Source organism: Yersinia enterocolitica subsp. enterocolitica, from assembly GCF_901472495.1.
Classification (GTDB): Bacteria; Pseudomonadota; Gammaproteobacteria; order Enterobacterales; family Enterobacteriaceae; genus Yersinia; species Yersinia enterocolitica.
Map to the genome: position 1 here is coordinate 2,832,830 of NZ_LR590469.1, position 23,034 is coordinate 2,855,863.

Genomic DNA, 23,034 nt, shown 5'->3' on the forward strand with positions numbered 1-23,034 from the left:
GACTCAGGTCAGTGATTCTGGTGAATGAGTGCAGCTAACAACGCTGCGAGGCTAAGTAAGAAGGGAGAATATGGACACAAGGTTCCTACAAGCCAATAAAGAAGCACGCTGGGCCTTTGGCTTAACGTTGGCTTATCTGGCTGGGTGGATAATGACAGCGTATTTACCGGGTAACATTGCTGGGATAAGCGGTCTACCGGCCTGGTTTGAAGCCGCCTGTATTGCACTGCCGCTGCTGTTTATTGTGCTGTGCTGGTTAATGGTACGCGTCATATTTCGTGATATCCCATTGGAGGACGACAATGCAAACTGATGTCGTCCTACCATTAGTGGGCTATCTGGTCATGGTATTTGGCTTATCCGTTTATGCTTATACCCGCCGCAAAACTGGGAATTTCCTTAACGAATACTTCATCGGCAACCGCTCGATGGGGGGATTCGTACTGGCAATGACCCTAACCGCCACTTATATCAGTGCCAGCTCATTTATCGGCGGGCCGGGTGCTGCTTATAAATATGGCCTTGGCTGGGTGCTGTTGGCCATGATTCAATTGCCAGCGGTGTGGTTGTCACTGGGCGTATTGGGTAAGAAATTCGCCATTCTGGCGCGCCGTTATAATGCTGTAACCCTCAACGATATGTTGTATGCCCGCTATCAGAGCCGCTTATTGGTATGGCTTGCCAGCCTCAGCTTACTGGTGGCATTTGTCGGCGCCATGACAGTACAATTTATCGGTGGCGCTCGCTTACTGGAAACAGCAGCGGGTATCCCTTATGACATGGGTTTACTAATTTTCGGTATTAGCATCGCGCTATATACTTCTTTTGGTGGTTTCCGCGCCAGTGTGCTCAACGACGCCCTGCAAGGGCTGGTGATGTTGGTCGGCACCATTTTGCTGCTGGTGGCGGTTATCCATGCTGCGGGTGGGCTACATAAAGCCGTCGAAACCCTACAGCATATTGATCCAGCACTGGTTTCTCCGCAGGGTGGCGATCAGATCCTCGATCTGCCGTTTATGGCATCATTTTGGATCCTGGTGTGCTTTGGGGTTATTGGCCTACCACATACCGCCGTACGCTGTATTTCGTACCGTGATAGTAAAGCGGTGCATCGCGGCATTATCCTCGGCACCATTGTGGTGGCAATCTTGATGTTCGGTATGCATTTGGCTGGTGCATTAGGCCGGGCGGTGTTGCCGGATCTGAAGATCCCGGATCAGGTGATCCCGACACTGATGATCACCGTGTTACCGCCCTTTGCCGCCGGGATCTTTCTGGCAGCACCGATGGCGGCGATTATGTCGACCATCAATGCCCAACTGCTGCAATCCTCTGCCACCATCGTGAAAGATTTATACCTCAATCTGCGGCCAGAAGAGCTGAAGAATGAGCGAAAACTGACACGTATATCCAGCATGTCGACACTGATACTCGGGTTATTACTGCTACTTGCCGCCTGGCGTCCACCAGAAATGATTATTTGGTTGAATCTATTAGCCTTTGGCGGCCTGGAAGCTGTATTCCTCTGGCCACTGGTGCTAGGGTTGTACTGGGAGCGCGCCAATGCTCATGGTGCCCTTAGCTCAATGATCGTCGGTGCGATATGCTATACCGTGCTGGCTAGTTTCGACATTAAGATTGCTGGTTTGCATCCGATAGTGCCATCTCTGGTGCTTAACCTGCTGGCGTTTTATATCGGTAATCAGTTTGGCGATAGGGCTAGAGCGCGACAGCCCGTGGTAGTTAGCACTGATTAGAAACGATTAATTTATGTCAGCTCAATTATATACCCAATAGATTTCAAGATGCAGGAAGGCGGCAAGCGAGGACATCCCGATGAGCTTACACAAGTCAGTGATTCGGGTGCGTGAGCACAGCCAACACCCCTGCGACTTGAAAGATGAAGGGGATTGAGCTTTTGAGAGAAAAGTCATGCCTTGGATCCAACTGAAGTTAAACACCACCGGCAATCAGGCCGAATCCCTTGGGGACGCGCTAATCGAAAGTGGCGCAGTATCCGTCACTTTTCAGGATACCCACGATAACCCTGTATTTGAACCGCTGCCCGGTGAAACCCGCCTGTGGGGCGATACCGACGTGATTGGTCTGTATGATGCAGAAACCGATATGGCAGAAGTGATTGCCATGCTGGAATATCATCCGCAACTTGGTAAAGGTTTCATCCATAAAATTGAGCAGTTGGAAGATAAAGATTGGGAGCGTGAATGGATGGATAACTTCCATCCGATGCGTTTTGGCGAGCGTCTGTGGATCTGCCCGAGCTGGCGCGATGTGCCCGACCCTACTGCTGTTAATGTGATGCTTGACCCCGGTTTAGCGTTTGGTACAGGCACCCACCCGACTACCGCATTGTGTCTGCAATGGCTCGATGGCCTCAATCTGGCAGGGAAAACGGTTATCGACTTCGGTTGTGGCTCTGGCATCCTGGCAATAGCAGCGCTAAAACTCGGTGCAGCGCGCGCTATTGGTATTGATATCGATCCGCAGGCTATTCAGGCCAGCCGTGATAACGCGCAACGTAATGGCGTTTCAGAGCGTCTGGAGCTGTATCTCGCCAAAGATCAGCCAGCCGATTTATCTGCTGACGTGGTGGTCGCCAATATTCTGGCTGGCCCATTACGCGAACTCGCGCCGCTGATTAGTGTCTTGCCAGTTGCGGGTGGCCATCTTGGCTTGTCAGGTGTGTTGGCAACACAGGCGGCGGGTGTCGCACAGGCTTACGAGGACAAATTCACTCTCGACCCAGTAGCAGAGAAAGAAGAGTGGTGCCGCATCACCGGTATCAAGAAGTAATACCGCCAGCAAATTATTGGCGTTACAGCTTTACATTCATTACTGTGACGCCAATGCTGTGACGCCAAATTCGAAGAATAGCGCTAGCATTTCCCAGTATCAGGCCGCAATCCATCAAGCATTATTTTTAACTGAAATGAGATATCTAACTCATTTATATCTGTTCTTTATCATTGGTTTGATGAATAAATCAGCACTTTCGACCACAATGATGCTACCTCTGTAGTCAATAATTATGTTGTTTAGTAGAAAATCCTTAAGCGCACAAATTAACCATATCTGCCTAACGTCATGTTATATATGGATTAATAATTAACTAGCTCAGATTAGCCCGCTATTTATTGCTCTTTTTTCATCAATTGGTCAAAGTTTGGCCTTTCATCTGAGCGCAAAAATGCGTAATATACGCGCCCTTACGGACACAGTGTGGTCATTCTTTGTCTATGCGTATTGGACACATCCAGCTTACAAATTGCCTGATTGCCGCCCCGATGGCTGGTATAACAGACCGCCCCTTCAGAGCGCTATGTCACGGCATGGGGGCTGGGATGACTGTATCTGAAATGCTCTCCTCTAACCCAGAGGTATGGCGGACGGATAAGTCGCGTTTGCGCATGGTTCATAGCGATGAGCCAGGAATTCGTACCGTGCAGATTGCCGGTAACGACCCGGATGAGATGGCAGCAGCCGCCAGAATCAATGTGGCGAATGGTGCGCAAATCATCGACATCAATATGGGATGTCCGGCCAAGAAAGTGAACCGCAAACTGGCAGGATCTGCATTATTGCAACATCCTGATCTGGTCAAACAGATCCTCTCCGCAGTGGTTAATGCGGTAGATGTGCCGGTAACGTTGAAGATCCGGACTGGTTGGTCTGCCGAACACCGTAACTGTATAGAAATTGCCCAACTGGCTGAAAATTGTGGTATACAAGCCCTGACGATTCATGGCCGAACCCGTTCTTGCCTGTTTAATGGCGAGGCGGAATACGACAGTATTCGATCAGTTAAGCAGATTGTTTCCATTCCCGTTATCGCGAATGGCGACATCACTGACCCGCATAAAGCCAGAGCGGTGCTCGACTACACTGGGGCTGATGCCCTGATGATAGGACGTGCTGCTCAGGGAAGACCTTGGATCTTCCGGGAAATCCAGCATTACCTGGACACTGGGGAGCTGCTGCCACCGATGCCACTTGGCGAAGTGCAGCGCTTGTTGAACGGGCATATACGGGAATTGCACGACTTTTATGGTCCAGGCAAGGGATTTCGTATTGCACGTAAGCACGTCTCTTGGTATCTCCAGGAGCACGCCCCTAACGACCAGTTTCGGCGCACATTCAACGCCATTGAGGATGCCAGCGAACAGCTGGAGGCGTTGGAGGCATATTTCGAAAATCTTGCGTAAAAAAAAGAGCTGACAGAACTATGTTCGAACAACGCGTAAATTCTGACGTACTGACCGTTGCAACCGTAAACTCACAAGATCAGGTGACTCAAAAGCCTTTGCGTGACTCGGTTAAACAAGCACTGAAGAACTATTTTGCTCAACTGAATGGTCAGGATGTAAGTGACCTGTATGAGTTGGTACTGGCTGAAGTTGAACAGCCATTGTTGGACATGGTGATGCAATACACCCGTGGCAACCAAACCCGCGCTGCCCTGATGATGGGCATCAACCGTGGCACGCTGCGTAAGAAATTGAAAAAATACGGCATGAACTGATACTAGTCAGTTAACTTGTTGTTTAAAAAGGCGTACTCCACACGGAGCGCGCCTTTTTTATTAGGTCATTCTCAGGCAACTTCTACTCGATTGCGCCCCTGCTGCTTCGCGCGATATAGCGCCTCATCAGCCCGCTTCAACGCATCTTCTGGCGTTCCTTCGCCATTCCAGAACGCCACTCCCAATGAAATCGTGATAGGTCGAATATTCGCCATCACCATCATTTCTACATTGTGCCGCAGTCGTTTGGCGACCTGTGTGGCGACGTCAGGTACCGTGCTGGGTAATAACATCAGAAACTCTTCACCACCACTGCGACACAGGATGTCGCTGTCACGTGAACTTTCGCGGATTTGTATCGCCAATTGCTTGATAACCTCATCACCGACGTCATGACCATAAGAGTCATTAATCTCTTTAAAGTGATCAATATCCAATGCAATAACAGAAAAATGCTGCCCGAGCTGCGCGATAGGCTCAAGTGTTGTCGCCAGACCACGTCGGTTATACAGGCCGGTCATGGGATCAGTTTGGGCCTCAAACCTCAACTTACCGATTTTCTTTTGCAACAGACTAATGCCTATCAGCAATGCCCGTTTGAGCTGAGTCGATTCGAAATACCATGAGGGAATCTCTTTAATGCTGCTGGCAATATCTGGCTTATCCATATCATTAGCACTACCTGCCAGTAGCCACAGTGGGCGAGCGATTAAGCGGGATAACAACCAAACCCCCAGCAAGGTCAGTAATGCCAGTGGCGCTATGTGGCCCAAGCCTTTAAGCATCAACCCTTCCAGAGGTTTCAAAGTGGATGACTCTGGCCGCAAGGTAATAATTTCCCAACCTGACGGCTCTACAACGGCGTAACCCGCCAGCATCGACTCACCATTGGTGCTAGTCACCATCAAGCTGCCATTGTCAGCTTTTTTGACAGCCTCGGTAATCGGCTTCGGCTCCAGTATCTCGCCAATACGGTTAACATCCCGGTGATACAGAATGCGCCGATCACGGTCGAGCACCACAATGTAAGAACCATCGCGATAATAATGCTCACCCAATAATTCATTTAAAATACTTTGCTTACGCAGATAAATCGTCCCACCTATATAGCCGCGATAGCGTCCATCTGGCGTGATGATAGGTGACGATATATTGATAACCAGATTATTGGCTGCTGACACATAGGGTTTACTGATAAGCGGACGCCGGACTTTTAGCGCTTCCGCCGATCCTGGCGAGGTCAAAGAATGGCCCAAGAGTTGCAAGCTATCTGGCGATGTAGCACGGACAATGCCGTGTGCATCCGTTATCACTACCGAATTAAAACTGTCTGTTTGGTATTTGAGCCGTGCAGTTTCTGCTTGCAGCACGGCCTGATCGTCAAAATGCTTAGCGGCGATCATGCTGCTGTAATGAAGCTGCTTTTGCGCGCTTCGCACAAAAATTTCAGCGCTGGACGCCAGCTTAGTGGCATAAACCCGGTTAGCTTCCAGTGTGTTATCAATCAATAGCTGCCGTTGAACCCGATAACTGGCATAGAAGCTATTTGCCAGTGTCACAAAGGCACTCATCACAGCCAGAATAAGGATTAAACGACCTAAGTCGAGGCGGAAAATCTTGGTTGAAATCATCGAGCGTAACAAGACAACATTCCTGAGGAGATTAATCGGCGATATTTGGTATTGACGTTAACATGAAAAGTAAGCGGGAACTCACCTATGTGAGCATCCGCTCATTATTTATCTCCTCAACTACATCGTTATCACGCTATAGTCATTATTAACAATGTAGTTGGCGTCGCTAACACAGCGGTAACGTCGAGAAGGGGAAGCGGACTAAAGTCTGACTTGTGCTGACAATTAGGGGTTAATGATGAATAAGCTGATTATTGCCGTAGCACTCGCGGCTACCGTATTAAGTGGATGTGCCAACAACCGAACGGCGTCTGGTGATACTTTCACTGCTTCTCAGGCACGACAAGTACAGACTGTGACATACGGCACGGTGGTTTCAGCGCGACCAGTCACCATTCAGGGTGGTGATAAGAATAATGTCGCTGGTGCCATTGGTGGGGCCGTGGTGGGTGGCTTCCTGGGTAATACTATCGGCGGTGGCCGTGGTAATAGCCTGGCGACCGCAGGCGGTGTCGTTGCTGGCGGTATGGCGGGTCAGGGCGTACAAAGTGCCATGAACCGCAGTGAAGGTGTCCAGTTGGAAATCCGTCGCGATGATGGCAGCAGCATCGTTGTCGTACAGGCACAGGGGCCAACCCGCTTCAGCGCAGGTCAACGCGTTATCATTGCCAGTGATCGCAGCGGTACCGTGACAGTTTCACCTCGTTAAATTCAAATACCGGGGGATTTCCCCCGGTATTTAGCGGCCTAATGCAAAAAAAATGCAGTTTTCTTCATTGGTCTAATTGACTGTTTAGTCACATTAAAATAGCTAATTTCATGCATATCCAGCTAAAAAAACCATTGATATTAGTTATGGGAGTCGAATATTAGGTTGCCACGAGTAATGTGTTGTGGTTAAATAGCTTCATCGGTTTGGAACACAGACCTTATGAAAGCAGTTTTAGTAAAGCAGTCCTCAGTTCAAGCGCTATCCATAGATATCCCTTCTCCGTGAGTCTCCTCCTAAGTGCCCAATAAGTTATCCTCTGAAAAACAGACCACGTTCGCTGCCATATTGTGGAAAAACAGTATTGTGGCAAAAAAAATAATTGAAGGAAGTATCTCTATGTCTAATAAAATGACTGGTTTAGTAAAATGGTTTGACGCTGGTAAAGGTTTTGGTTTCATTACGCCTGCTGACGGCAGCAAAGATGTGTTCGTTCACTTCTCTGCTATCCAGAGCAATGATTTCAAAACCCTGGATGAAGGTCAAAAAGTTGAGTTCTCTATCGAGAACGGCGCTAAAGGCCCATCAGCGGTAAACGTAGTCGCCCTGTAATTCAGTGTGATTAGGGGAGCAGGCTGCCAATAGCGATGACGGCCAGACCCGAGCAGTGCAACCGCTCCCCAAGTAAATTAAGAGTAAGTAGTACCCGGTTGACAGTAACATTTATGCAAGCAGTTTTAGTAAAGCAGTTCCCCGTATTAGCGTTATCAGACAGATATCTCTTCTCCGCGAAATTCCTTCTAAGTGCCCCATAAGTTGTGCCCAAGCCTATTCGCTCGCCTATGGCGGCAATCAAAAATAATTGAAGGAAGTATCTCTATGTCTAATAAAATGACTGGTTTAGTAAAATGGTTTAACGCTGATAAAGGTTTTGGTTTCATTACGCCTGCTGACGGCAGCAAAGATGTGTTCGTTCACTTCTCTGCTATCCAGAGCAATGATTTCAAAACCCTGGATGAAGGTCAAAAAGTTGAGTTCTCTATCGAGAATGGCGCTAAAGGCCCATCAGCGGTAAACGTTATTGCTCTGTAAGAGCCAATAATAGATATCCAAGTCATTAGGCTACGGTTTTAATGATGCAGATATATCGGAATGATTTACGATAGCGATGAAGGTGATAGCCCTGAGCAGTTAAATTATTCTGAATAAAAAAAGCCCGCCTCTGTGCTGAGGGATCCCCAGTAAATCAGCGCTAATAAACCAACACCATACTTCGGTAGGTTCTGGCGAGGTGGTTAAGAACGGTATCCAGTGCCGTTCGCATTAAAATTAGCGGAGAGTGTCGCAAGATATTCTCCGCTAATGTCAAATAAGATATAACCCGTCGTGACTTAAGGCTGTTGGCCTGATACCTCAGATGTAATCCTTTATTTTCAGCGTGATAGCCCAGAAGCCACAGCACAATTGTGCTCAGTGTCGCCAGCAGGCTCAGCACCAGCATTCTTCCTGTTGAACGGCTGTAGCTAGCACGCAGGCCGAACCCGAAGCGTTCGCTTTTTTCATCCCGAAAGTTTTGCTCGATCTGCATTCGGCGACTGTATAACTTCATGACTTCTCTTGGTTTAAAGTCATTTGTGCTGCTGAAGAGCAGCCACGGTTCTGTTGCAGCGGAGCGCGCGTCTTTTATTTGTGCTGGTCTGGTTATGTCACAACGAGAGCGCTTATTTTTTCTTCCTTTTGATGTTTTTTTATGAAGATAAAAATGGCCGTCACACTGGGCATACACTGCGCGGGCAAGTGTTCCGGGGCCCAGATATTCCGGTTTACTGCTGGCCTGTAATTCCTGACGTTTGAACCAGTATTCGCCTTTGCTGCCTAGCCGCATTTGGGTATTGCCCCTGATACGCCCTATAAAATCCCATCCGAGTGATTTTATATGCCGGAACCAGGCATTCTGGAACCCCGCGTCAGTGACAATGATGACTCTGGCCTGCGAATTCACTGCACTGGCAAGAGCATTGAGGAAGTCTTTTTGTATCTGCGTATTTTGCTGTTTTTTTGATGGAACAACCCAACTTAATAAAGGTATCGATCGCCCGTCGCAGATAAGGCTGGCGCGAAGCACGTGATTCTCCTGAGACGGATAGCCACTCCAGTCAACGGCAATAACACAGAGAGAGTTTCCGTGTCAGCATCGAGATAATATTTTTAAAAATCAGAGGAATATCACGATGTAGTGATTCATTGCCCAGCAGACGATCAATACGCTTGATTTTATTTTTGACCTGAGCCGCACCGGGTAAATAACGTCCGATACTGGTCAGTGTCAGCGATGCGCCATTGATTAACGCAATGGTGGCATCGAGCAAAGCATTTTGTCGGTATTTGTGAAAGGGAGCTAAAGCATCACGGAAGAAGTTCTGACATACTTGGCGAGCAGGCATAGAGGTGATCTCATTGAATTGGTAGCACAATCAGTAGATCACAAAACTCTATGCCTGTCTTTTTTACCCGCCCATTACTGGGGATTCCTCAGCGCCTCTGTGCGGTTTTTTTTGTGCCAGAGGATATGATTCTATCACTGATAATATAAATATATGGTCAGATAAACCTGACATATTCAATGTTCAATATTTATTCATTATGTCTTAACTGATGTCTTCAATCTGTACCGTCTGGTTATACTTTTCTCTCACGCCCTGTGCCATCTTGTCTATTCGTGCAAAATTATGTTGTTTTAACAGATAAAATCCCGCGCCATATAATTAATAAAGTAAAGTAATCGCCAAATTTAGTCTGAATTACCTAGTTCAGAGTAATATATTTATTTCACCGTTCTTCCCCGCTTCGTACAATATAAAAATGACTTTGATCAAAATCATGCCGTTATTTTCTCTATACAGTTATTTCATATAATCACAGCCTTAATAATATAACTATTCCCTACATTTATTGGCGATGATTAACACTGCACATAAAATAGCATCAGGGTAAATATTCATGTCGATATTCAAAACACGCATAGGAAGGATGCTACTGATCCTATTTATTGGGATAAGTATCTGGTTTAGCCCGGTACCGGAATCGGTAGATCCACGAGCCTGGCATCTCATGGCGGTCTTTGCTGCAACAGTTATTGGCCTAATTCTCTCGCCATACCCGCTAGGGGCAATGGCCGTGTTTAGTCTAACGGTCGTCGCCGCCACTGGTTTGCTGAGCATCAAAGAGGTACTCGCCGGTTTTGCTGATCCGACCATCTGGATGGTTGCCTGCGCTTTCTTTATCTCACGCGGATTTATTAAAACAGGTTTTGGCCGCCGAGTCGGGTACTTATTTATCAGCAAGTTAGGTCACAGCTCATTGGGTCTGGCTTACGGTTTGGTGCTAACAGATTTACTGTTTGCACCCGCAATGCCATCAACCTCTGCCCGCTGTGGTGGCATCATCACTCCGCTGTTCCGCTCAATATCTGAAGCTTATGAATCCACACCAGAGCGGGGGACTGAACGAAAAATCGGGGCTTTCCTGGTGCAATGTATCTTCCAGTGTAACGCCATTACTTGCGCCATGTTCCTGACCTCAATGGCCGGTAACCCGATGATAGGCAAGTTGGCGGGCGAGATGGGCATAACCATTACCTGGACTAGCTGGGCATTGGCTGCAATTGTCCCCGGTTTAATCTCTCTGGCGATCATTCCGTTGCTGCTATACCGCTTTTATCCACCGGAACTGAAAAAACACCGGAAATGCGCGCACTGGCCCTCGTAAAACTGAAAGAAATGGGGCCGATGAGCCGCAATGAATGGATCATGTTATCAGTATTCGTTGGGTTGGTGACTCTGTGGGTATGCGGTGCAGCACTGAATATCGATGCCACTATGACTGCCTTTATTGGTCTGGCTATCCTGTTGCTGAGCGGCGCACTAACCTGGGATGATGTTATCGCCGAGAAAGAAGCATGGCACACCGTGATTTGGTTTGCAGTACTACTAACACTTGCCAGCCAACTGAATAAACTGGGGTTCATTAGCTGGTTTGGCGCCTCAATTGCGGACTCGGTACAGGGCATGAATTGGGTACCGATGATGGGTATCCTGCTGCTAGCGTACTATTACAGCCACTATATGATGGCCAGCGCTATTGCCCATATCAGCGCTATGTATGCCATTTTTGTTTCTATTGCTATCGCAGCGGGCGCCCCGCCAATGCTGACAGTGCTGGTGTTTGGTATGTTCAGTAACTTGTACATGGCGACCACTCATTACTCCGGCGGCCCAGCGCCAATCCTATTTGGGTGTAACTTTATCCCGCTGGCAACCTGGTGGAAAATCGGCTTTCTGATCAGTTTAGTGGTCATTCCTATTTGGCTGATTATCGGTAGTGCCTGGTGGAAAGTGTTAGGGTTCTGGTAAGCATTCAGTGTACTTAAAGTTAAACACCGCGCTAACATATCGGCGCGGTGTATTTATCAGCGGTTGATATTCCTCCATGACAACTGCCAGAACACATTAAACAACTCCTTTGCCTTTTATCTTCTTATTTCATTTGCCGCGGTTATGATATAATTCGCCAAAAGCAAGCCTCGCTTATCGATAGCCTCTCTTTTGTGACCATTCACTACGCGACTCCGCTTTTAATGTAAATAATTCGTCAATTATCGTATTTGCAAAAACGATAGTCGACCTACGGTGTCTGAAGATATGTACCGCTATCGAATTATATCCTTATGCGCTACACGCTCGCACTTAACGTATAACGATAGAGTTCCCAATGATAAAACCGCAGAAGTTCCATATTTCCCTGCTCCACCCACGTTATTGGCTGACTTGGTTTGGCCTTGGTGTACTGTTTCTGTTAGTCCAACTGCCCTATCCACTGATCAATAAGTTAGGAATTTGGCTCGGCCGTACCTCAATGCGTTTTCTCAAGCGCCGAGTTTCTATCGCCCGACGTAACCTCGAACTGTGCTTCCCTGATATGGACAAAGCCACCCTCGAACGGACTATTGTGGGTAATTTTGAATCCTTGGGTATGGGGTTGCTGGAAACGGGTATGGCATGGTTTTGGCCCGATGCGCGCGTCAAACGCTGGTTTACTGTTTCCGGACTAAATAACCTGAAAAAAGCGCAGGAAGGCAATCGCGGTGTCTTGGTCATTGGTGTGCATTTTATGTCACTGGAACTGGGTGGCCGAGTGATGGGCCAATGCCAGCCGATGATGGCAATGTACCGCCCACACAATAATAAAGTGATGGAACTGGTGCAGACCTGGGGGCGTATGCGCTCCAATAAAGCGATGTTGGATCGCAAAGACCTGCGTGGCATGGTGCAGGCGCTGAAGAAAGGTGAGGCTGTTTGGTTTGCACCAGATCAGGACTACGGCCCACGTGGCAGTGTTTTTGCGCCCTTGTTTGCCGTTGATCAAGCCGCCACCACCAGCGGCACCTTTATGTTAGCACGTCTGGCAAAACCGGCATTACTGCCGCTGGTGTTGCTGCGTAAAACGGATGGCAGCGGTTATGACCTGCTTATCCAACCGGCATTGGAAGATTATCCAATAGACGATGAATTAGCCGCCGCCCGTTACATGAATAAAGTGATTGAAAAAGAAATCATGCGCGCACCTGAGCAATATCTTTGGTTGCATCGCCGTTTCAAAACCCGCCCAGCAGGCGAAGCATCACTCTATTAAGTCATCGTGTACACAGAAAGAACCCGGTCTCTGCCGGGTTGAGGTTAATGACAAAGTGCCCGTAACGGTGAAAACAGGCAGATCGTAAAGACGCCGTAAACCCCTCCCTGGGGGCTCGAGCCGCGCCCTCCCAGGCGCGGACGCTTTACTCTTCTGCCTGCCTTCACCTTGCAAGATCGAGTTATCGAGGTTTGTCAGCAGTCTGAACCCAGTCTCTGCCGGGTTTTTTATTGCCTGAACTCCACTTTGTATGGCGAAATTATGGCTGTACACCTTCCGGTGCTGCGCCGCCTATCGGTGTCACAACTTCACTTGCCGCAATAGCATTACGCCCCGGCAATGTTTTACAAGCCGCTCCAACTACTGGCGGTGCCGTCGTGGGATAGACATCTTTGGGTGAAATATAAACCGGCGTGGTAGCGACAAAACCGTCGCTGAAAGTGGCTTCAACAAAAGTCGCCTGCCACCCAGTGGTCGGTGTGGTCAGTGCAATGTCCAAGGTATTAGTCGGTGTGATTGCCAGCGGGAACTCACTGTAGCGCACATTACAAGCATAGCGAAAATCGCGTGCGTCTGTGTTGGTAGCCGTCCATAGCAGCACTTTATCCGGCGTCTCAGACAAGCTCACCGTCAATGTTTGCAGCTTATCTTTTATGGCGATACTGGCATTCACTTGCGGCATTGGCATAGATTGGCGCATGCGATTAACAAAAGAAATAAGTGACTGTTCGCTGAAAGCCTTAATACCCGAGTGACTAGCATTTGGTGCAACCCGCAGTGCTTTCTCACCGGGTAATTTGTCGTAATAAAAATCTGTATTGTCAGGCACGTAAAAATCATCACCACTGGCATTGATAATATATTTCGGAATACTAAGCCGCGATTGATACTCAGTCCCCATGTACTGGAAGGGATCAATAATTTGCATCAATTTGGCAAAACTGGCTGTATCCAGCTTTTTATCAACTTCGTCCAGATAATAAGGGGTGAAAGCGATAGGCCAATTACCACCATAGGATTGATACATGTGCTCCAATGCAGCGCGAGTATCCAGTAAATCAATAACAAACGGCGCGATGGCCACAACGCGCGAGTCGACAATCGCCGTCAACCAGGTTGTCCAACCGCGTTTGGATAAGCCGGTGACAATAAAACTGTCTAATGCTTTCTCCGGCAGAGCTTGTTGGGCCATAGTCATGGCTTGGGAAATCGCCGCCGCCATCGGGACTTGTAAAGGCAATGTTGAGCGAGACTCCGGCGCATCCATAAATAAAGTCCAACTGCGGGCGACACTGTAATCCTCTTTACGTGGTTCATTATCCTGCTGATATTCAAGATATTGATTGGGAATAGTGCTCACGGCTATCACTACGGTATTGGTCTGGCGGGCAATATTTTGCAATTCATCGATGGAAAAATCAGTTGGCCCTGAAGCAGGAACCTTATCAGTAGCATGGTTAGTGCCATTATTAATCACCACCAACCCTTGCGTTGAAGTACTCTCACTCGGAATAAAAACCTCAACTTCATGCTGCCAGGCGGCAGGAGTGACTAATCCCTCTGGTGACCACTGCTGAGAAGTCAGTTGGTAGCGACGCCATTCCAGCCCCGGCAGGTTCTCCTGACTCAGCAAATTGTAGATAAGCGGTTCTGTGGCTAATTTATTTTTGTAGCAGGATAAAACCTGTGAGAAATCAGTATTGCTGCATTTTGTCGATTCGACATCCGTTTGTGCCAGGCAGCGTGTCGTGAGTAGCCATGGCAACACACAGATAAAGACAGTTAAATAATGAGGCATAATCCCTATCCTTTTATCTAATTTAGGTAAAAACATTCCCAAAGGGATTAGATAACGGATTGAGAATTCAAAAAATCCGAATTTCACCTGTATTGCCGATTTTTTATATTAAGGCACCGCTAAAAACACCAGCAGTAAACCCATTCGGCAGCCAGAGATCCTACAGATTCAAACCATCAGAATTTTCTGCACTAAAAAATACCAATTCGCCCCCAAATGCCCTATTAAAGTGCGTTTTATCCTATCGTCACCCCCCCCCATAAAGAGTTAACCCTTAGTAATTATCCAATTGTTCAATGAAATATAACTCTGGCACTCCATTTGCTAATACCAAACTGGCTACACGCCAACAGACAGCGACGGTGCATCACGGGTGCGCTACAAAATTAAAATAGGCACGACTTTGCCTCACAGGACGCTTTGATGAAAAAAATAATGATTTCAACGCTGGTTGCTGCTGCTTCATTAGTGGCATTAGCGGGTCAGGCCCATGCGGGCACTACTTTGGATGCGGTGAAGAAAAAAGGCTTTGTGCAATGTGGCATCAGTGATGGGTTACCTGGCTTCTCTTATGCAGATGCCAGCGGAAAATTCTCCGGCCTTGACGTTGATGTTTGTCGTGGTGTGGCTGCGGCCATCTTTGGTGATGCAGAAAAAGTAAAATATACCCCGTTGACGGCCAAGGAGCGTTTCACCGCGCTGCAATCAGGTGAAGTTGATATTTTATCCCGTAACACCACCTGGACATCATCCCGCGATGCTGGCATGGGGATGTTGTTTACCGGAGTGAACTATTATGACGGTATTGGTTTCCTGACCCACAATAAAGCCGGGCTGAAAAGTGCCAAAGAACTGGATGGTGCCACTGTGTGTATTCAAGCCGGTACTGACACTGAGCTGAATGTCGCCGACTACTTTAAAGCCAATAAGATGCAATACACCCCAGTCACCTTCGACCGCTCCGATGAAAGTGCCAAAGCGCTGGATTCCGGCCGCTGCGACACGCTGGCTTCCGACCAATCCCAACTGTATGCATTGCGTATCAAATTAGGTAAACCAGACGAATTTATCGTATTACCGGAAGTCATCTCCAAAGAACCACTGGGGCCAGTAGTGCGTCGTGGCGATGAAGATTGGTTTGCCATTGTACGCTGGACTCTGTTTGCCATGCTGAACGCAGAAGAAATGGGCGTGACATCGAAAAATGTCGAAGAACTGGCAGCCAAACCGACCACTCCTGATATGGCTCATTTATTAGGTCAGGAAGGCAATTACGGTAAAGATTTAAAAGTGCCGAATGATTGGGTGGTTAAAATCGTCAAACAAGTAGGTAACTACGGCGAAAGTTTCGACCGTAATGTGGGAATGGGCAGTGAGCTGAAAATCAAACGCGGCCAAAATGCGCTGTGGAACAATGGCGGTCTGCAGTACGCACCTCCGGTTCGCTGATTATATACCCGTCATACTTCAAGCTGCATGCGCGTTGGCTACGCTCAAGAACCCGAGTCACTTACTGGTCTTGACCTTAAAAAATAAGTAAACCTATCGGGATTATCTTATTTGCCGCCTTCCTGCAACTCGAATTATTTAGTGTATAGACTCCCCTCCGGCAGGCTAGCCCTGCCGGATGAATGACCCAGACCGAGGCCCACACTATGTCACAACGCCCAACCGTCAAAGGTGCTTTTTCGCTGACCAATCCAGCGGTGCGCGCCTGGCTGTATCAAATTATCGCGCTATTGATACTGCTCGGATGCGGTGCGTACCTTTTCCATAACACCATCACCAACCTGTCAACCCGAGGTATCACTTCAGGTTTTGCTTTCCTGAATAACAGCGCCGGTTTTGGCATCGTTCAGCATCTTATCGACTACGAGCAGGGTGATACTTATGGCCGAGTGTTTCTGGTCGGGTTATTCAATACCTTGCTGGTCTCCGTATTATGTATTTTCTTTGCTTCGATACTGGGCTTCTTTCTCGGATTGGCGCGCTTGTCGGATAACTGGCTATTACGCAAACTGTCGACCATCTATATTGAGACATTCCGTAATATTCCGCCGTTACTGCAAATCTTCTTCTGGTATTTTGCCGTCTTGCGCAACCTTCCGGGGCCAAGACAGAGCCTGGATGCTTTCGGCGTGGCATTTCTGAGTAACCGTGGTTTATATCTGCCATCCCCTGAATTTGCCGCCGGTTTTGTGCCCGCCCTGATAGCTGTGTTACTGGCGGTTATCGCCATCATTGCATTGTATCGCTATAACCATTTTCGTCAGTTACATACTGGGCAATTCCGCCGCACCTGGCCTATAGGCTTGGTGCTATTAATCGCCCTGCCCGCACTGGCTCATTGGCTTTATGGCCCGGCGCTGCACTGGGATTTACCGCAGTTACGGGGGTTTAATTTTAAAGGCGGATTGGTACTCATTCCCGAACTGGCTGCCTTAACGCTGGCGCTGTCGGTTTATACCTCAACCTTTATTGCCGAAGTTATTCGCTCGGGCATTCAGTCCGTGCCTTATGGCCAACACGAAGCCGCCCGCTCATTGGCGCTGCCCAACACCGTTACTTTACGTCAGGTGATTCTGCCGCAAGCGCTGCGGGTCATCATCCCGCCGCTGACCAGCCAATATTTGAATATCGTCAAAAACTCCTCACTGGCAGCGGCAATTGGCTATCCCGATATGGTGTCGTTGTTTGCCGGAACAGTGCTAAACCAGACGGGCCAGGCGATAGAAACCATCGCCATTACCATGTCGGTCTATTTGGTTATCAGTCTGTCCATTTCATTTTTAATGAATCTCTACAACCGGCGCATTACGCTGGTCGAGCGCTAAGGGAAGCGAATGACGATGACATTAACCCGCGAACCACCCAGCACGGTACGGCCCGGCAACCCATTAAGCCGTGTGGTGTTTTGGGCCAAAAAGAATCTATTCTCCAGTTGGACTAACAGTTTACTGACCCTTTTGTGCCTATGGCTGATGTGGCAATTGATCCCGCCGCTTCTGAATTGGGCCGTTTTCAACGCCAATTGGCTGGGTACAACGCGCACTGATTGCACCCAAGAAGGTGCCTGCTGGGTATTTATTCATGCGCGCTTTGGCCAGTTTATGTATGGCCTTTACCCTATTGAACAGCGCTGGCGCATCAATACCACGTTGATTATTGGCCTGGTCACACTCATCCCGCTGTTCTGGCGCGCAATGCCAGGTCGCGGCCGTTATCTGGCGGTTTGGGCCGTGGTCTATCCATTATTGGTCTGGGTGATGCTATATGGCGGCTTTTTCGGACTGACCCGCGTTGAAACGCGCCAGTGGGGTGGGTTGACACTGACCTTAATCATTGCAGCCGTCGGGATTGCTGGCGCGTTGCCACTCGGCATTTTACTGGCACTGGCGCGTCGCTCCAGTATGCCGGTGGTGCGCATTCTGTCAGTGGTATTTATCGAGTTTTGGCGCGGAGTGCCATTAATCACCGTGCTGTTTATGTCCTCGGTAATGCTGCCGCTATTTATGACCGAAGGCACCAGCATCGATAAGTTGATCCGCGCATTGGTCGGGGTGGTGTTATTCCAATCGGCTTATGTCGCAGAGGTGGTACGCGGTGGCTTACAAGCCCTACCCAAAGGCCAAACCGAGGCCGCCGAATCACTCGGGCTGGGTTATTGGAAAACCCAAGGGCTAGTTATCTTGCCACAAGCGCTAAAAATGGTGATTCCAGGGCTGGTGAACACCATTATCGCACTGTTTAAAGATACCAGTCTGGTCATCATCATTGGTCTGTTTGACCTGTTCAGCAGTGTGCAACAAGCTACTGTCGACCCCGCCTGGCTGGGCATGTCGACCGAGGGCTATGTCTTTGCCGCCGCCGTTTATTGGATTTTCTGTTTCAGCATGTCGCGCTATAGCCAGCATCTGGAGAAGCGCTTTCACACCGGACGTTCCACACATTGAGGCATAACATGAGCGACAATCAGCCGACCCAAGGTGACAAGATGATGATTACGCTTGAAAACGTTAATAAGTGGTACGGGCAGTTCCACGTATTGAAAGATATCAATTTGCATGTACGCCCCGGCGAACGCATCGTGTTATGTGGCCCTTCTGGCTCGGGAAAATCCACCACTATCCGTTGCATTAACCACTTGGAGGAGCATCAGGAAGGGAAAATCATGGTGGATGGTATTGAGCTGAATGATGATTTACGCAACATCGAGCGGGTACGCACCGAGGTTGGCATGGTGTTTCAACACTTCAATTTGTTTCCGCACTTAACCGTGATGCAAAACTGCACGCTGGCCCCGAGCTGGGTGCGTAAAATGCCGAAGAAAGAAGCGGATGAGCTGGCGATGCATTATCTGGAGCGCGTGCGCATTGCAGAGCATGCACATAAATTCCCCGGTCAGTTATCCGGCGGGCAGCAGCAGCGAGTAGCCATTGCCCGCTCTCTATGTATGAAACCCAAAATTATGCTGTTTGACGAGCCGACCTCGGCACTGGATCCGGAAATGGTGAAAGAAGTGCTGGATACCATGATAAGTCTCGCACATGAGGGGATGACCATGCTGTGCGTCACCCATGAGATGGGTTTTGCTCGTACCGTCGCTGATAGGGTTATTTTTATGGATCGCGGGGAGATTGTTGAGCAAGCGCCACCGGCTGAATTCTTCTCTAACCCGAAATCAGAACGCACCCAGGCGTTCCTGGCGCAGGTTATTCACTAACTAATTCATTACTTTGGGAGTTTCATTGGGTACTTCTGGGTGAGGGCATCCTCACCCTTTTTTATCGCGATTACCACAGCAGATGCCCCATCAGCGGTGCGCCGATAACTGTAATAATACCGGCCAGCATCATCACCAGGCTGGATACCACGCCCTCCTGTTGCCCCATCTCATACGCTTTAGCCGTGCCGGCTCCATGAGAAGAAGCCCCAAGTCCTGCGCCTTTTGCCAACCCACTGCGCACAGAAAGGCGTAGGAATAGCAAATCCCCTACCGCCATCCCGAATACCCCGGTAATCACCACAAACAGTGCCACTAAATCCGGTTGCCCACCCAGCTGTTTTGCCGCTTCCAATGCAAACGGTGTAGTAATAGAACGCACCGCTAAACTGCGCTGCACCTCTTCCGATAGAGTTAATAACTTCGCCAGCCACACCGAGCTGACCACCGCCACGGTAATAGCGGTGATAACCCCCGCAGTCAGAGACAACCAGTGGCGGCGAATAATCGACAGATTCTCATAAACCGGCACCGCAAACGCGATGGTTGCGGGCCCTAATAGCCACAATAACCAATGCGTCTCACCAATATAATCCTGATAAGAGATATGGGTGACCACCAGCAGCAGCACCAACACCATCGGCGTCAATACCAAGGGCATCAGCAATAATGAGCGGCGGCGGCGATAGAGTTTTTTATTGGCGAAATACAGTGCCAGCGTGGCAAGGAAACACGCAATACTGATAATAAAATCATTCATGATGATTAGACTTGCGGCGTTGTAGCCACACCTCAAAACGGTAAACCCGGTCAACCACCAAACCCGTTGCCGCCAGGGTCAGTGAGGTACTGACCGCGATAACGGCAAAAATCTTCCAACCGTCCACCATGATCAACTGGGCATAATTCACCACCGCCACCACCGCAGGAACAAAGAACAACAGCATTTCAGCCAACAACCAACGTGAGCCAGCCTGAACCCAGCGCACCGGCAGAACCCGCAGCATAATCATAGCCAGCAGCAATAGCATGCCGACGATATTGGCGGGTAATGGTAGATGGAAAACGCTAACTAGTTGATCAGAAATAATAAATATCCCAGCATACAGTGCTACTTGAACCGGTACCTGTAAACGCGTGAGAACAGACGGCGCAAAACTGCGTAACGCCAACGACATGAGAAACCCCGATGGGAAATTTTACCAGTGCTCAGTATAGGCCGCGGGCAACCTTGCGGAAAATGAATTAAAATCATTGGAATCATGCCTAAATGGCATACTTTTCCGCTCCGCTCACAGGAAAAATAATGGATATCCGAACACTGCGTTATTTCGTCGAAGTCGTGCGCCAGCAAAGCTTCACCCGAGCCGCGGAGAAATTGTTTGTCACTCAACCCACCATCAGCAAGATGCTGCGCAATCTGGAAAATGAGTTGGAGTGTAGTTTACTGACGCGTGAGGGGCGACGCCTGCATTTGACCGACAGCGGGCAGGCAGTTTATCAGCGCGGGCTGGTGATTCTCGACCAGTTTCAGCAGTTAGAAGCGGAGCTGGAAGACATCAGCTCATTAAAGAAAGGTAAGCTCCGTCTAGGCATTCCGCCGATGGTTGGCACGCAAATGGCGGTGCTTATCAGTGAATTTCGCCGCAGTTACCCCGGAGTAGAGCTGCAAATTGCTGAATTTGGCGGTTTAACTGTGCAACAGGCGGTGCTCTCCGGGGAATTAGATTTAGCCCTAACTGCCCTCCCCGCTGATGCCGATTTACCACTAACGTCATTACCGCTGTTCAGTCATCCCTTGTGTGTGGTGGTGCCGCGCACCCCGTTTTGGCTTAATCGCACCACCCTCAGTATTCCTGAGTTAGCTGACCAACCCATCCTGATTTATAACGAAGATTTTGCCCTCTATCGCCAGCTAATGGATGCTTTTGCTGCCGGGGGATTTACACCGCAAATCGCCGTGCGCAGCGGTCAGTGGGACTTTCTGGCCGCGATGGTGCAAGCCAATATTGGGATCGCCATTTTACCGGAACCTATCTGTCAGCGGCTGGATAAAAATGCACTGCTATGGCTACCATTAGAACCACTGATGCCTTGGCAATTAGGATTGATCTGGCGTCAGGGAAGTTACCTTTCTCACAGTGCGCAGGCGTGGATTAACCGCTGCCGTGAGTTCTGGCCCAATGGTTCGTTGGTGGAAATAAAACCGGCCACTGATCAGCAGCCGGATTGAGGGATATTAACCTTCTTTTTCGATCAGCAGCGCTTCCAGCAAATCCAAATCGTGCAACAGTTTTTGCAGGGTTTCGTTACTGATTTTCTGTGTGGCGCGTAAATGATACAGCTCACCGCGTTCCGCCCGCAGCGCGGTTAAGCGAAAGCGCCGCTCCAGATTTTCGATGAGCAAAGTATTCTCTATTTCATCTTTACTGCCCGTTCGTCGGCGCAAAGTCCCGATGACGCGAGAGCTGACCTCTTTTAGCAATTCGGGATCGATATTCTCCTCACTGCTGGCCGCCAGGCGCTCTTCCATCTTATTCAAGCTGACAATCGCCACCTCTGCCGCCGCCGCCCGTGCCAAACGAATCTCTTCGCGGCTGGCGCTTTTATCGGCAACAACCACGCCGCGCAATAATGGTGGCAAAGCAATAACCCCGACAATCACCGACAGCAAAATGACGCCGGTGGCGATAAACACCAATTGGTAACGGGATGGGAAGGCCGAACCATCACTGAGGAACAACGGAATGGACAGCACACCGGCCAGTGTAATTGCCCCACGCACTCCGGCAAATGAGGCCACCCATAGCTCACGGGTGGTGTAATTACTGAACTCCAATGGCCGCTTGCTCAACAAACGCTTACTGATTTTCTTCATCGACCACAGCCAGCCAAAACGCAGCACCAGCAATGCACCATAAATGATGGCGACGTCAGCAAACAGATTCCAGGTTTGAATCGTCGGATCTAACTCAGCCTGCACAATTGAGGTTTCGAGAATTCCCGGTAATTGCAGCCCCAGCAGGATAAACACCATGCCGTTAAACACGAATTCCAGCATCGACCATACACTGTCAGCACGTAATCGCATGGTGAGCGGAGCATTGCGGATCACGCCAGACTGACTAATGGTCATACCCGCCGCCACTGCGGCTAAAATACCGGACACACCAATATGTTCTGCAATCAAGTAAGAAGCGAATGGCAGCAGCAGCAGCAAGACGATTTGTGTTGCCGGATCATCGCCACTCCAGCGGCTCATCAGGCGCAGCGACTTACTGTATAGCCAGGTGACGGCCACACCAGCCAGCAGGCCACCAATCGCGACTTTCAGGAATTCCAGCGTCGCGCCAGACACCGTAAACACCATAGTGCCCATGGCAACGGCAATAGCAAACTTCAGCGCCACCAGACCGGAAGCATCATTCATCAATGCCTCCCCTTCCAGCACGCCCATAATTGATTTAGGTATGCGCCCTTTCCCCACGATACCGGACAACGCCACGGCATCGGTTGGCGACAGCACTGCTGCCAGCGCAAAGGCGGCAACCAGCGGAATACCTGGCACCATCCAGTAAATCAGATAACCGATACCCACCACCGTGACCAATACTAAGGCCAAAGCCAAACCGAATATTTCCCGCCCGTGGTGAATAAACTCCCGCGTCGGTGTTTTCCAGCCATCAGCAAACAGCAGCGGCGGAATAAACAGAACCAGGAATAATTCCGGGTCAAAATCGACATGCAAACCAAAGTGGGGCCAGGCCAACAAAGCACCACAGACAATCTGCATCAGAGGGAGGGGAATTTGAAACGGTAACATTCGCGTGACAACGCCGGAAAGCGACACCACTAAAATCAGAATGAGGATTGTAAAAAAGATTTCCATGCTTTCCTTAGACTCAACTCAACGCAACACAAAACCTGATCGAACTCGCC

General features: G+C 49.2%; 19 protein-coding genes and 2 pseudogenes. 15 read left to right on the forward strand and 6 right to left on the reverse strand.

Annotated features, from left to right (window positions below; genetic code table 11):
• Positions 1–70: 70 nt before the first annotated feature.
• The 5 genes from FGL26_RS13485 to fis all read left to right on the forward strand — a co-directional run bounded on the left by FGL26_RS13485 (position 71) and on the right by fis (position 4,540).
• A complete protein-coding gene (locus FGL26_RS13485; RefSeq protein WP_005174346.1) occupies positions 71–313 on the forward strand; it encodes a YhdT family protein in 243 nt (80 codons plus the stop codon).
• Positions 303–1,757 (forward strand): sodium/pantothenate symporter, encoded by a 1,455-nt coding sequence (panF, locus tag FGL26_RS13490; protein WP_005174347.1) that lies wholly within the window; start codon positions 303–305, stop codon positions 1,755–1,757. Before FGL26_RS13485 ends, panF begins: the two co-directional genes overlap by 11 nt.
• Before the next feature lie 175 nt (positions 1,758–1,932).
• The gene (gene prmA, locus FGL26_RS13495) at positions 1,933–2,814 is read left to right on the forward strand and encodes a 50S ribosomal protein L11 methyltransferase (protein ID WP_005174349.1); all 882 of its coding nucleotides are present in this window, start codon (positions 1,933–1,935) and stop codon (positions 2,812–2,814) included.
• A 443-nt stretch (positions 2,815–3,257) separates the two neighbouring features.
• A complete protein-coding gene (gene dusB, locus FGL26_RS13500; RefSeq protein ID WP_005174350.1) occupies positions 3,258–4,223 on the forward strand; it encodes a tRNA dihydrouridine synthase DusB in 966 nt (321 codons plus the stop codon).
• A 20-nt stretch (positions 4,224–4,243) separates the two neighbouring features.
• Positions 4,244–4,540 carry a DNA-binding transcriptional regulator Fis gene (gene fis, locus FGL26_RS13505; protein ID WP_002210061.1) on the forward strand — a complete coding sequence of 99 codons (297 nt, stop codon included), beginning with the start codon at positions 4,244–4,246 and terminating at the stop codon, positions 4,538–4,540.
• Positions 4,541–4,611: 71 nt separating this feature from the next.
• On the opposite strand, the gene FGL26_RS13510 is transcribed toward fis, so the two are convergent.
• Positions 4,612–6,171: a sensor domain-containing diguanylate cyclase gene (locus FGL26_RS13510; RefSeq protein ID WP_005174351.1), complete on the reverse strand. Its 1,560-nt coding sequence runs from the start codon at positions 6,169–6,171 to the stop codon at positions 4,612–4,614.
• 241 nt (positions 6,172–6,412) lie between these two features.
• On the opposite strand from FGL26_RS13510, the gene FGL26_RS13515 reads away from it, so the two are divergent.
• The 3 genes from FGL26_RS13515 (at position 6,413) to cspG (ending at position 7,975) form a co-directional block, all read left to right on the forward strand.
• Entirely contained in the window at positions 6,413–6,883 is a 471-nt protein-coding gene (locus tag FGL26_RS13515) for an outer membrane lipoprotein (protein ID WP_005174352.1), read from the forward strand.
• 399 nt (positions 6,884–7,282) lie between these two features.
• A complete protein-coding gene (gene cspE / locus FGL26_RS13520) occupies positions 7,283–7,495 on the forward strand; it encodes a transcription antiterminator/RNA stability regulator CspE (protein WP_005163090.1) in 213 nt (70 codons plus the stop codon).
• 267 nt (positions 7,496–7,762) lie between these two features.
• Positions 7,763–7,975: a cold shock protein CspG gene (cspG, locus tag FGL26_RS13525; protein WP_005163087.1), complete on the forward strand. Its 213-nt coding sequence runs from the start codon at positions 7,763–7,765 to the stop codon at positions 7,973–7,975.
• A 160-nt stretch (positions 7,976–8,135) separates the two neighbouring features.
• On the opposite strand, the pseudogene FGL26_RS13530 reads toward cspG, so the two are convergent.
• Positions 8,136–9,327 (reverse strand): annotated as a pseudogene (locus tag FGL26_RS13530) (IS4 family transposase).
• 556 nt (positions 9,328–9,883) lie between these two features.
• Between FGL26_RS13530 and FGL26_RS13535 the strand changes: the two are divergent.
• Positions 9,884–11,295: pseudogene (locus tag FGL26_RS13535) on the forward strand (anion permease).
• 358 nt (positions 11,296–11,653) lie between these two features.
• Complete coding sequence (gene lpxP / locus FGL26_RS13540; protein ID WP_005174358.1) at positions 11,654–12,574, forward strand: kdo(2)-lipid IV(A) palmitoleoyltransferase; 921 nt, start codon at positions 11,654–11,656, stop codon at positions 12,572–12,574.
• 259 nt (positions 12,575–12,833) lie between these two features.
• On the opposite strand, the gene FGL26_RS13545 is transcribed toward lpxP, so the two are convergent.
• On the reverse strand, positions 12,834–14,372 hold the full coding sequence (locus FGL26_RS13545; RefSeq protein WP_032912877.1) for a PhoPQ-activated pathogenicity-related family protein: 1,539 nt from the start codon (positions 14,370–14,372) through the stop codon (positions 12,834–12,836).
• Positions 14,373–14,795: 423 nt separating this feature from the next.
• Between FGL26_RS13545 and FGL26_RS13550 the strand changes: the two genes are divergently transcribed.
• The 4 genes from FGL26_RS13550 (at position 14,796) to FGL26_RS13565 (ending at position 19,095) form a co-directional block, all read left to right on the forward strand.
• The gene (locus FGL26_RS13550) at positions 14,796–15,821 is read left to right on the forward strand and encodes an amino acid ABC transporter substrate-binding protein (protein ID WP_005174361.1); all 1,026 of its coding nucleotides are present in this window, start codon (positions 14,796–14,798) and stop codon (positions 15,819–15,821) included.
• 206 nt (positions 15,822–16,027) lie between these two features.
• Complete coding sequence (locus tag FGL26_RS13555; RefSeq protein ID WP_005174362.1) at positions 16,028–17,206, forward strand: amino acid ABC transporter permease; 1,179 nt, start codon at positions 16,028–16,030, stop codon at positions 17,204–17,206.
• A gap of 15 nt (positions 17,207–17,221) precedes the next feature.
• Complete coding sequence (locus FGL26_RS13560; protein ID WP_032903139.1) at positions 17,222–18,325, forward strand: amino acid ABC transporter permease; 1,104 nt, start codon at positions 17,222–17,224, stop codon at positions 18,323–18,325.
• 8 nt (positions 18,326–18,333) lie between these two features.
• Entirely contained in the window at positions 18,334–19,095 is a 762-nt protein-coding gene (locus FGL26_RS13565; RefSeq protein ID WP_005174366.1) for an amino acid ABC transporter ATP-binding protein, read from the forward strand.
• Positions 19,096–19,165: 70 nt separating this feature from the next.
• Here FGL26_RS13565 and FGL26_RS13570 read toward each other — a convergent pair whose 3' ends face one another.
• Both FGL26_RS13570 and FGL26_RS13575 read right to left on the reverse strand, forming a co-directional pair.
• Positions 19,166–19,855, reverse strand: coding sequence for an LrgB family protein (locus FGL26_RS13570; protein WP_005174368.1), 690 nt, complete (start codon positions 19,853–19,855; stop codon positions 19,166–19,168).
• Positions 19,848–20,273, reverse strand: coding sequence for a CidA/LrgA family protein (locus tag FGL26_RS13575; RefSeq protein WP_005174370.1), 426 nt, complete (start codon positions 20,271–20,273; stop codon positions 19,848–19,850). Before FGL26_RS13575 ends, FGL26_RS13570 begins: the two co-directional genes overlap by 8 nt.
• Positions 20,274–20,401: 128 nt before the next feature.
• Between FGL26_RS13575 and FGL26_RS13580 the strand changes: the two genes are divergently transcribed.
• The gene (locus FGL26_RS13580; protein ID WP_005174372.1) at positions 20,402–21,328 is read left to right on the forward strand and encodes a LysR family transcriptional regulator; all 927 of its coding nucleotides are present in this window, start codon (positions 20,402–20,404) and stop codon (positions 21,326–21,328) included.
• 6 nt (positions 21,329–21,334) lie between these two features.
• Here FGL26_RS13580 and FGL26_RS13585 read toward each other — a convergent pair whose 3' ends face one another.
• Complete coding sequence (locus FGL26_RS13585; RefSeq protein ID WP_005174376.1) at positions 21,335–22,984, reverse strand: Na+/H+ antiporter; 1,650 nt, start codon at positions 22,982–22,984, stop codon at positions 21,335–21,337.
• Between the last annotated feature and the right edge of the window lie 50 nt (positions 22,985–23,034).

Excerpts from the sequence above, each read along its gene's own strand:
- cspG (WP_005163087.1), top strand. The coding sequence starts at position 7,763 with ATGTCTAATAAAATGACTGGTTTAGTAAAATGGTTTAACGCTGATAAA.
- dusB (WP_005174350.1), top strand. The coding sequence starts at position 3,258 with ATGCGTATTGGACACATCCAGCTTACAAATTGCCTGATTGCCGCCCCG.
- lpxP (WP_005174358.1), top strand. The coding sequence starts at position 11,654 with ATGATAAAACCGCAGAAGTTCCATATTTCCCTGCTCCACCCACGTTAT.
- FGL26_RS13545 (WP_032912877.1), bottom strand. The coding sequence starts at position 14,372 with ATGCCTCATTATTTAACTGTCTTTATCTGTGTGTTGCCATGGCTACTC.
- FGL26_RS13515 (WP_005174352.1), top strand. The coding sequence starts at position 6,413 with ATGAATAAGCTGATTATTGCCGTAGCACTCGCGGCTACCGTATTAAGT.
- panF (WP_005174347.1), top strand. The coding sequence starts at position 303 with ATGCAAACTGATGTCGTCCTACCATTAGTGGGCTATCTGGTCATGGTA.
- FGL26_RS13580 (WP_005174372.1), top strand. The coding sequence starts at position 20,402 with ATGGATATCCGAACACTGCGTTATTTCGTCGAAGTCGTGCGCCAGCAA.
- FGL26_RS13570 (WP_005174368.1), bottom strand. The coding sequence starts at position 19,855 with ATGAATGATTTTATTATCAGTATTGCGTGTTTCCTTGCCACGCTGGCA.
- FGL26_RS13550 (WP_005174361.1), top strand. The coding sequence starts at position 14,796 with ATGAAAAAAATAATGATTTCAACGCTGGTTGCTGCTGCTTCATTAGTG.
- prmA (WP_005174349.1), top strand. The coding sequence starts at position 1,933 with ATGCCTTGGATCCAACTGAAGTTAAACACCACCGGCAATCAGGCCGAA.
- FGL26_RS13555 (WP_005174362.1), top strand. The coding sequence starts at position 16,028 with ATGTCACAACGCCCAACCGTCAAAGGTGCTTTTTCGCTGACCAATCCA.
- fis (WP_002210061.1), top strand. The coding sequence starts at position 4,244 with ATGTTCGAACAACGCGTAAATTCTGACGTACTGACCGTTGCAACCGTA.
- FGL26_RS13565 (WP_005174366.1), top strand. The coding sequence starts at position 18,334 with ATGAGCGACAATCAGCCGACCCAAGGTGACAAGATGATGATTACGCTT.
- FGL26_RS13485 (WP_005174346.1), top strand. The coding sequence starts at position 71 with ATGGACACAAGGTTCCTACAAGCCAATAAAGAAGCACGCTGGGCCTTT.
- FGL26_RS13575 (WP_005174370.1), bottom strand. The coding sequence starts at position 20,273 with ATGTCGTTGGCGTTACGCAGTTTTGCGCCGTCTGTTCTCACGCGTTTA.
- FGL26_RS13585 (WP_005174376.1), bottom strand. The coding sequence starts at position 22,984 with ATGGAAATCTTTTTTACAATCCTCATTCTGATTTTAGTGGTGTCGCTT.
- cspE (WP_005163090.1), top strand. The coding sequence starts at position 7,283 with ATGTCTAATAAAATGACTGGTTTAGTAAAATGGTTTGACGCTGGTAAA.
- FGL26_RS13510 (WP_005174351.1), bottom strand. The coding sequence starts at position 6,171 with ATGATTTCAACCAAGATTTTCCGCCTCGACTTAGGTCGTTTAATCCTT.
- FGL26_RS13560 (WP_032903139.1), top strand. The coding sequence starts at position 17,222 with ATGACATTAACCCGCGAACCACCCAGCACGGTACGGCCCGGCAACCCA.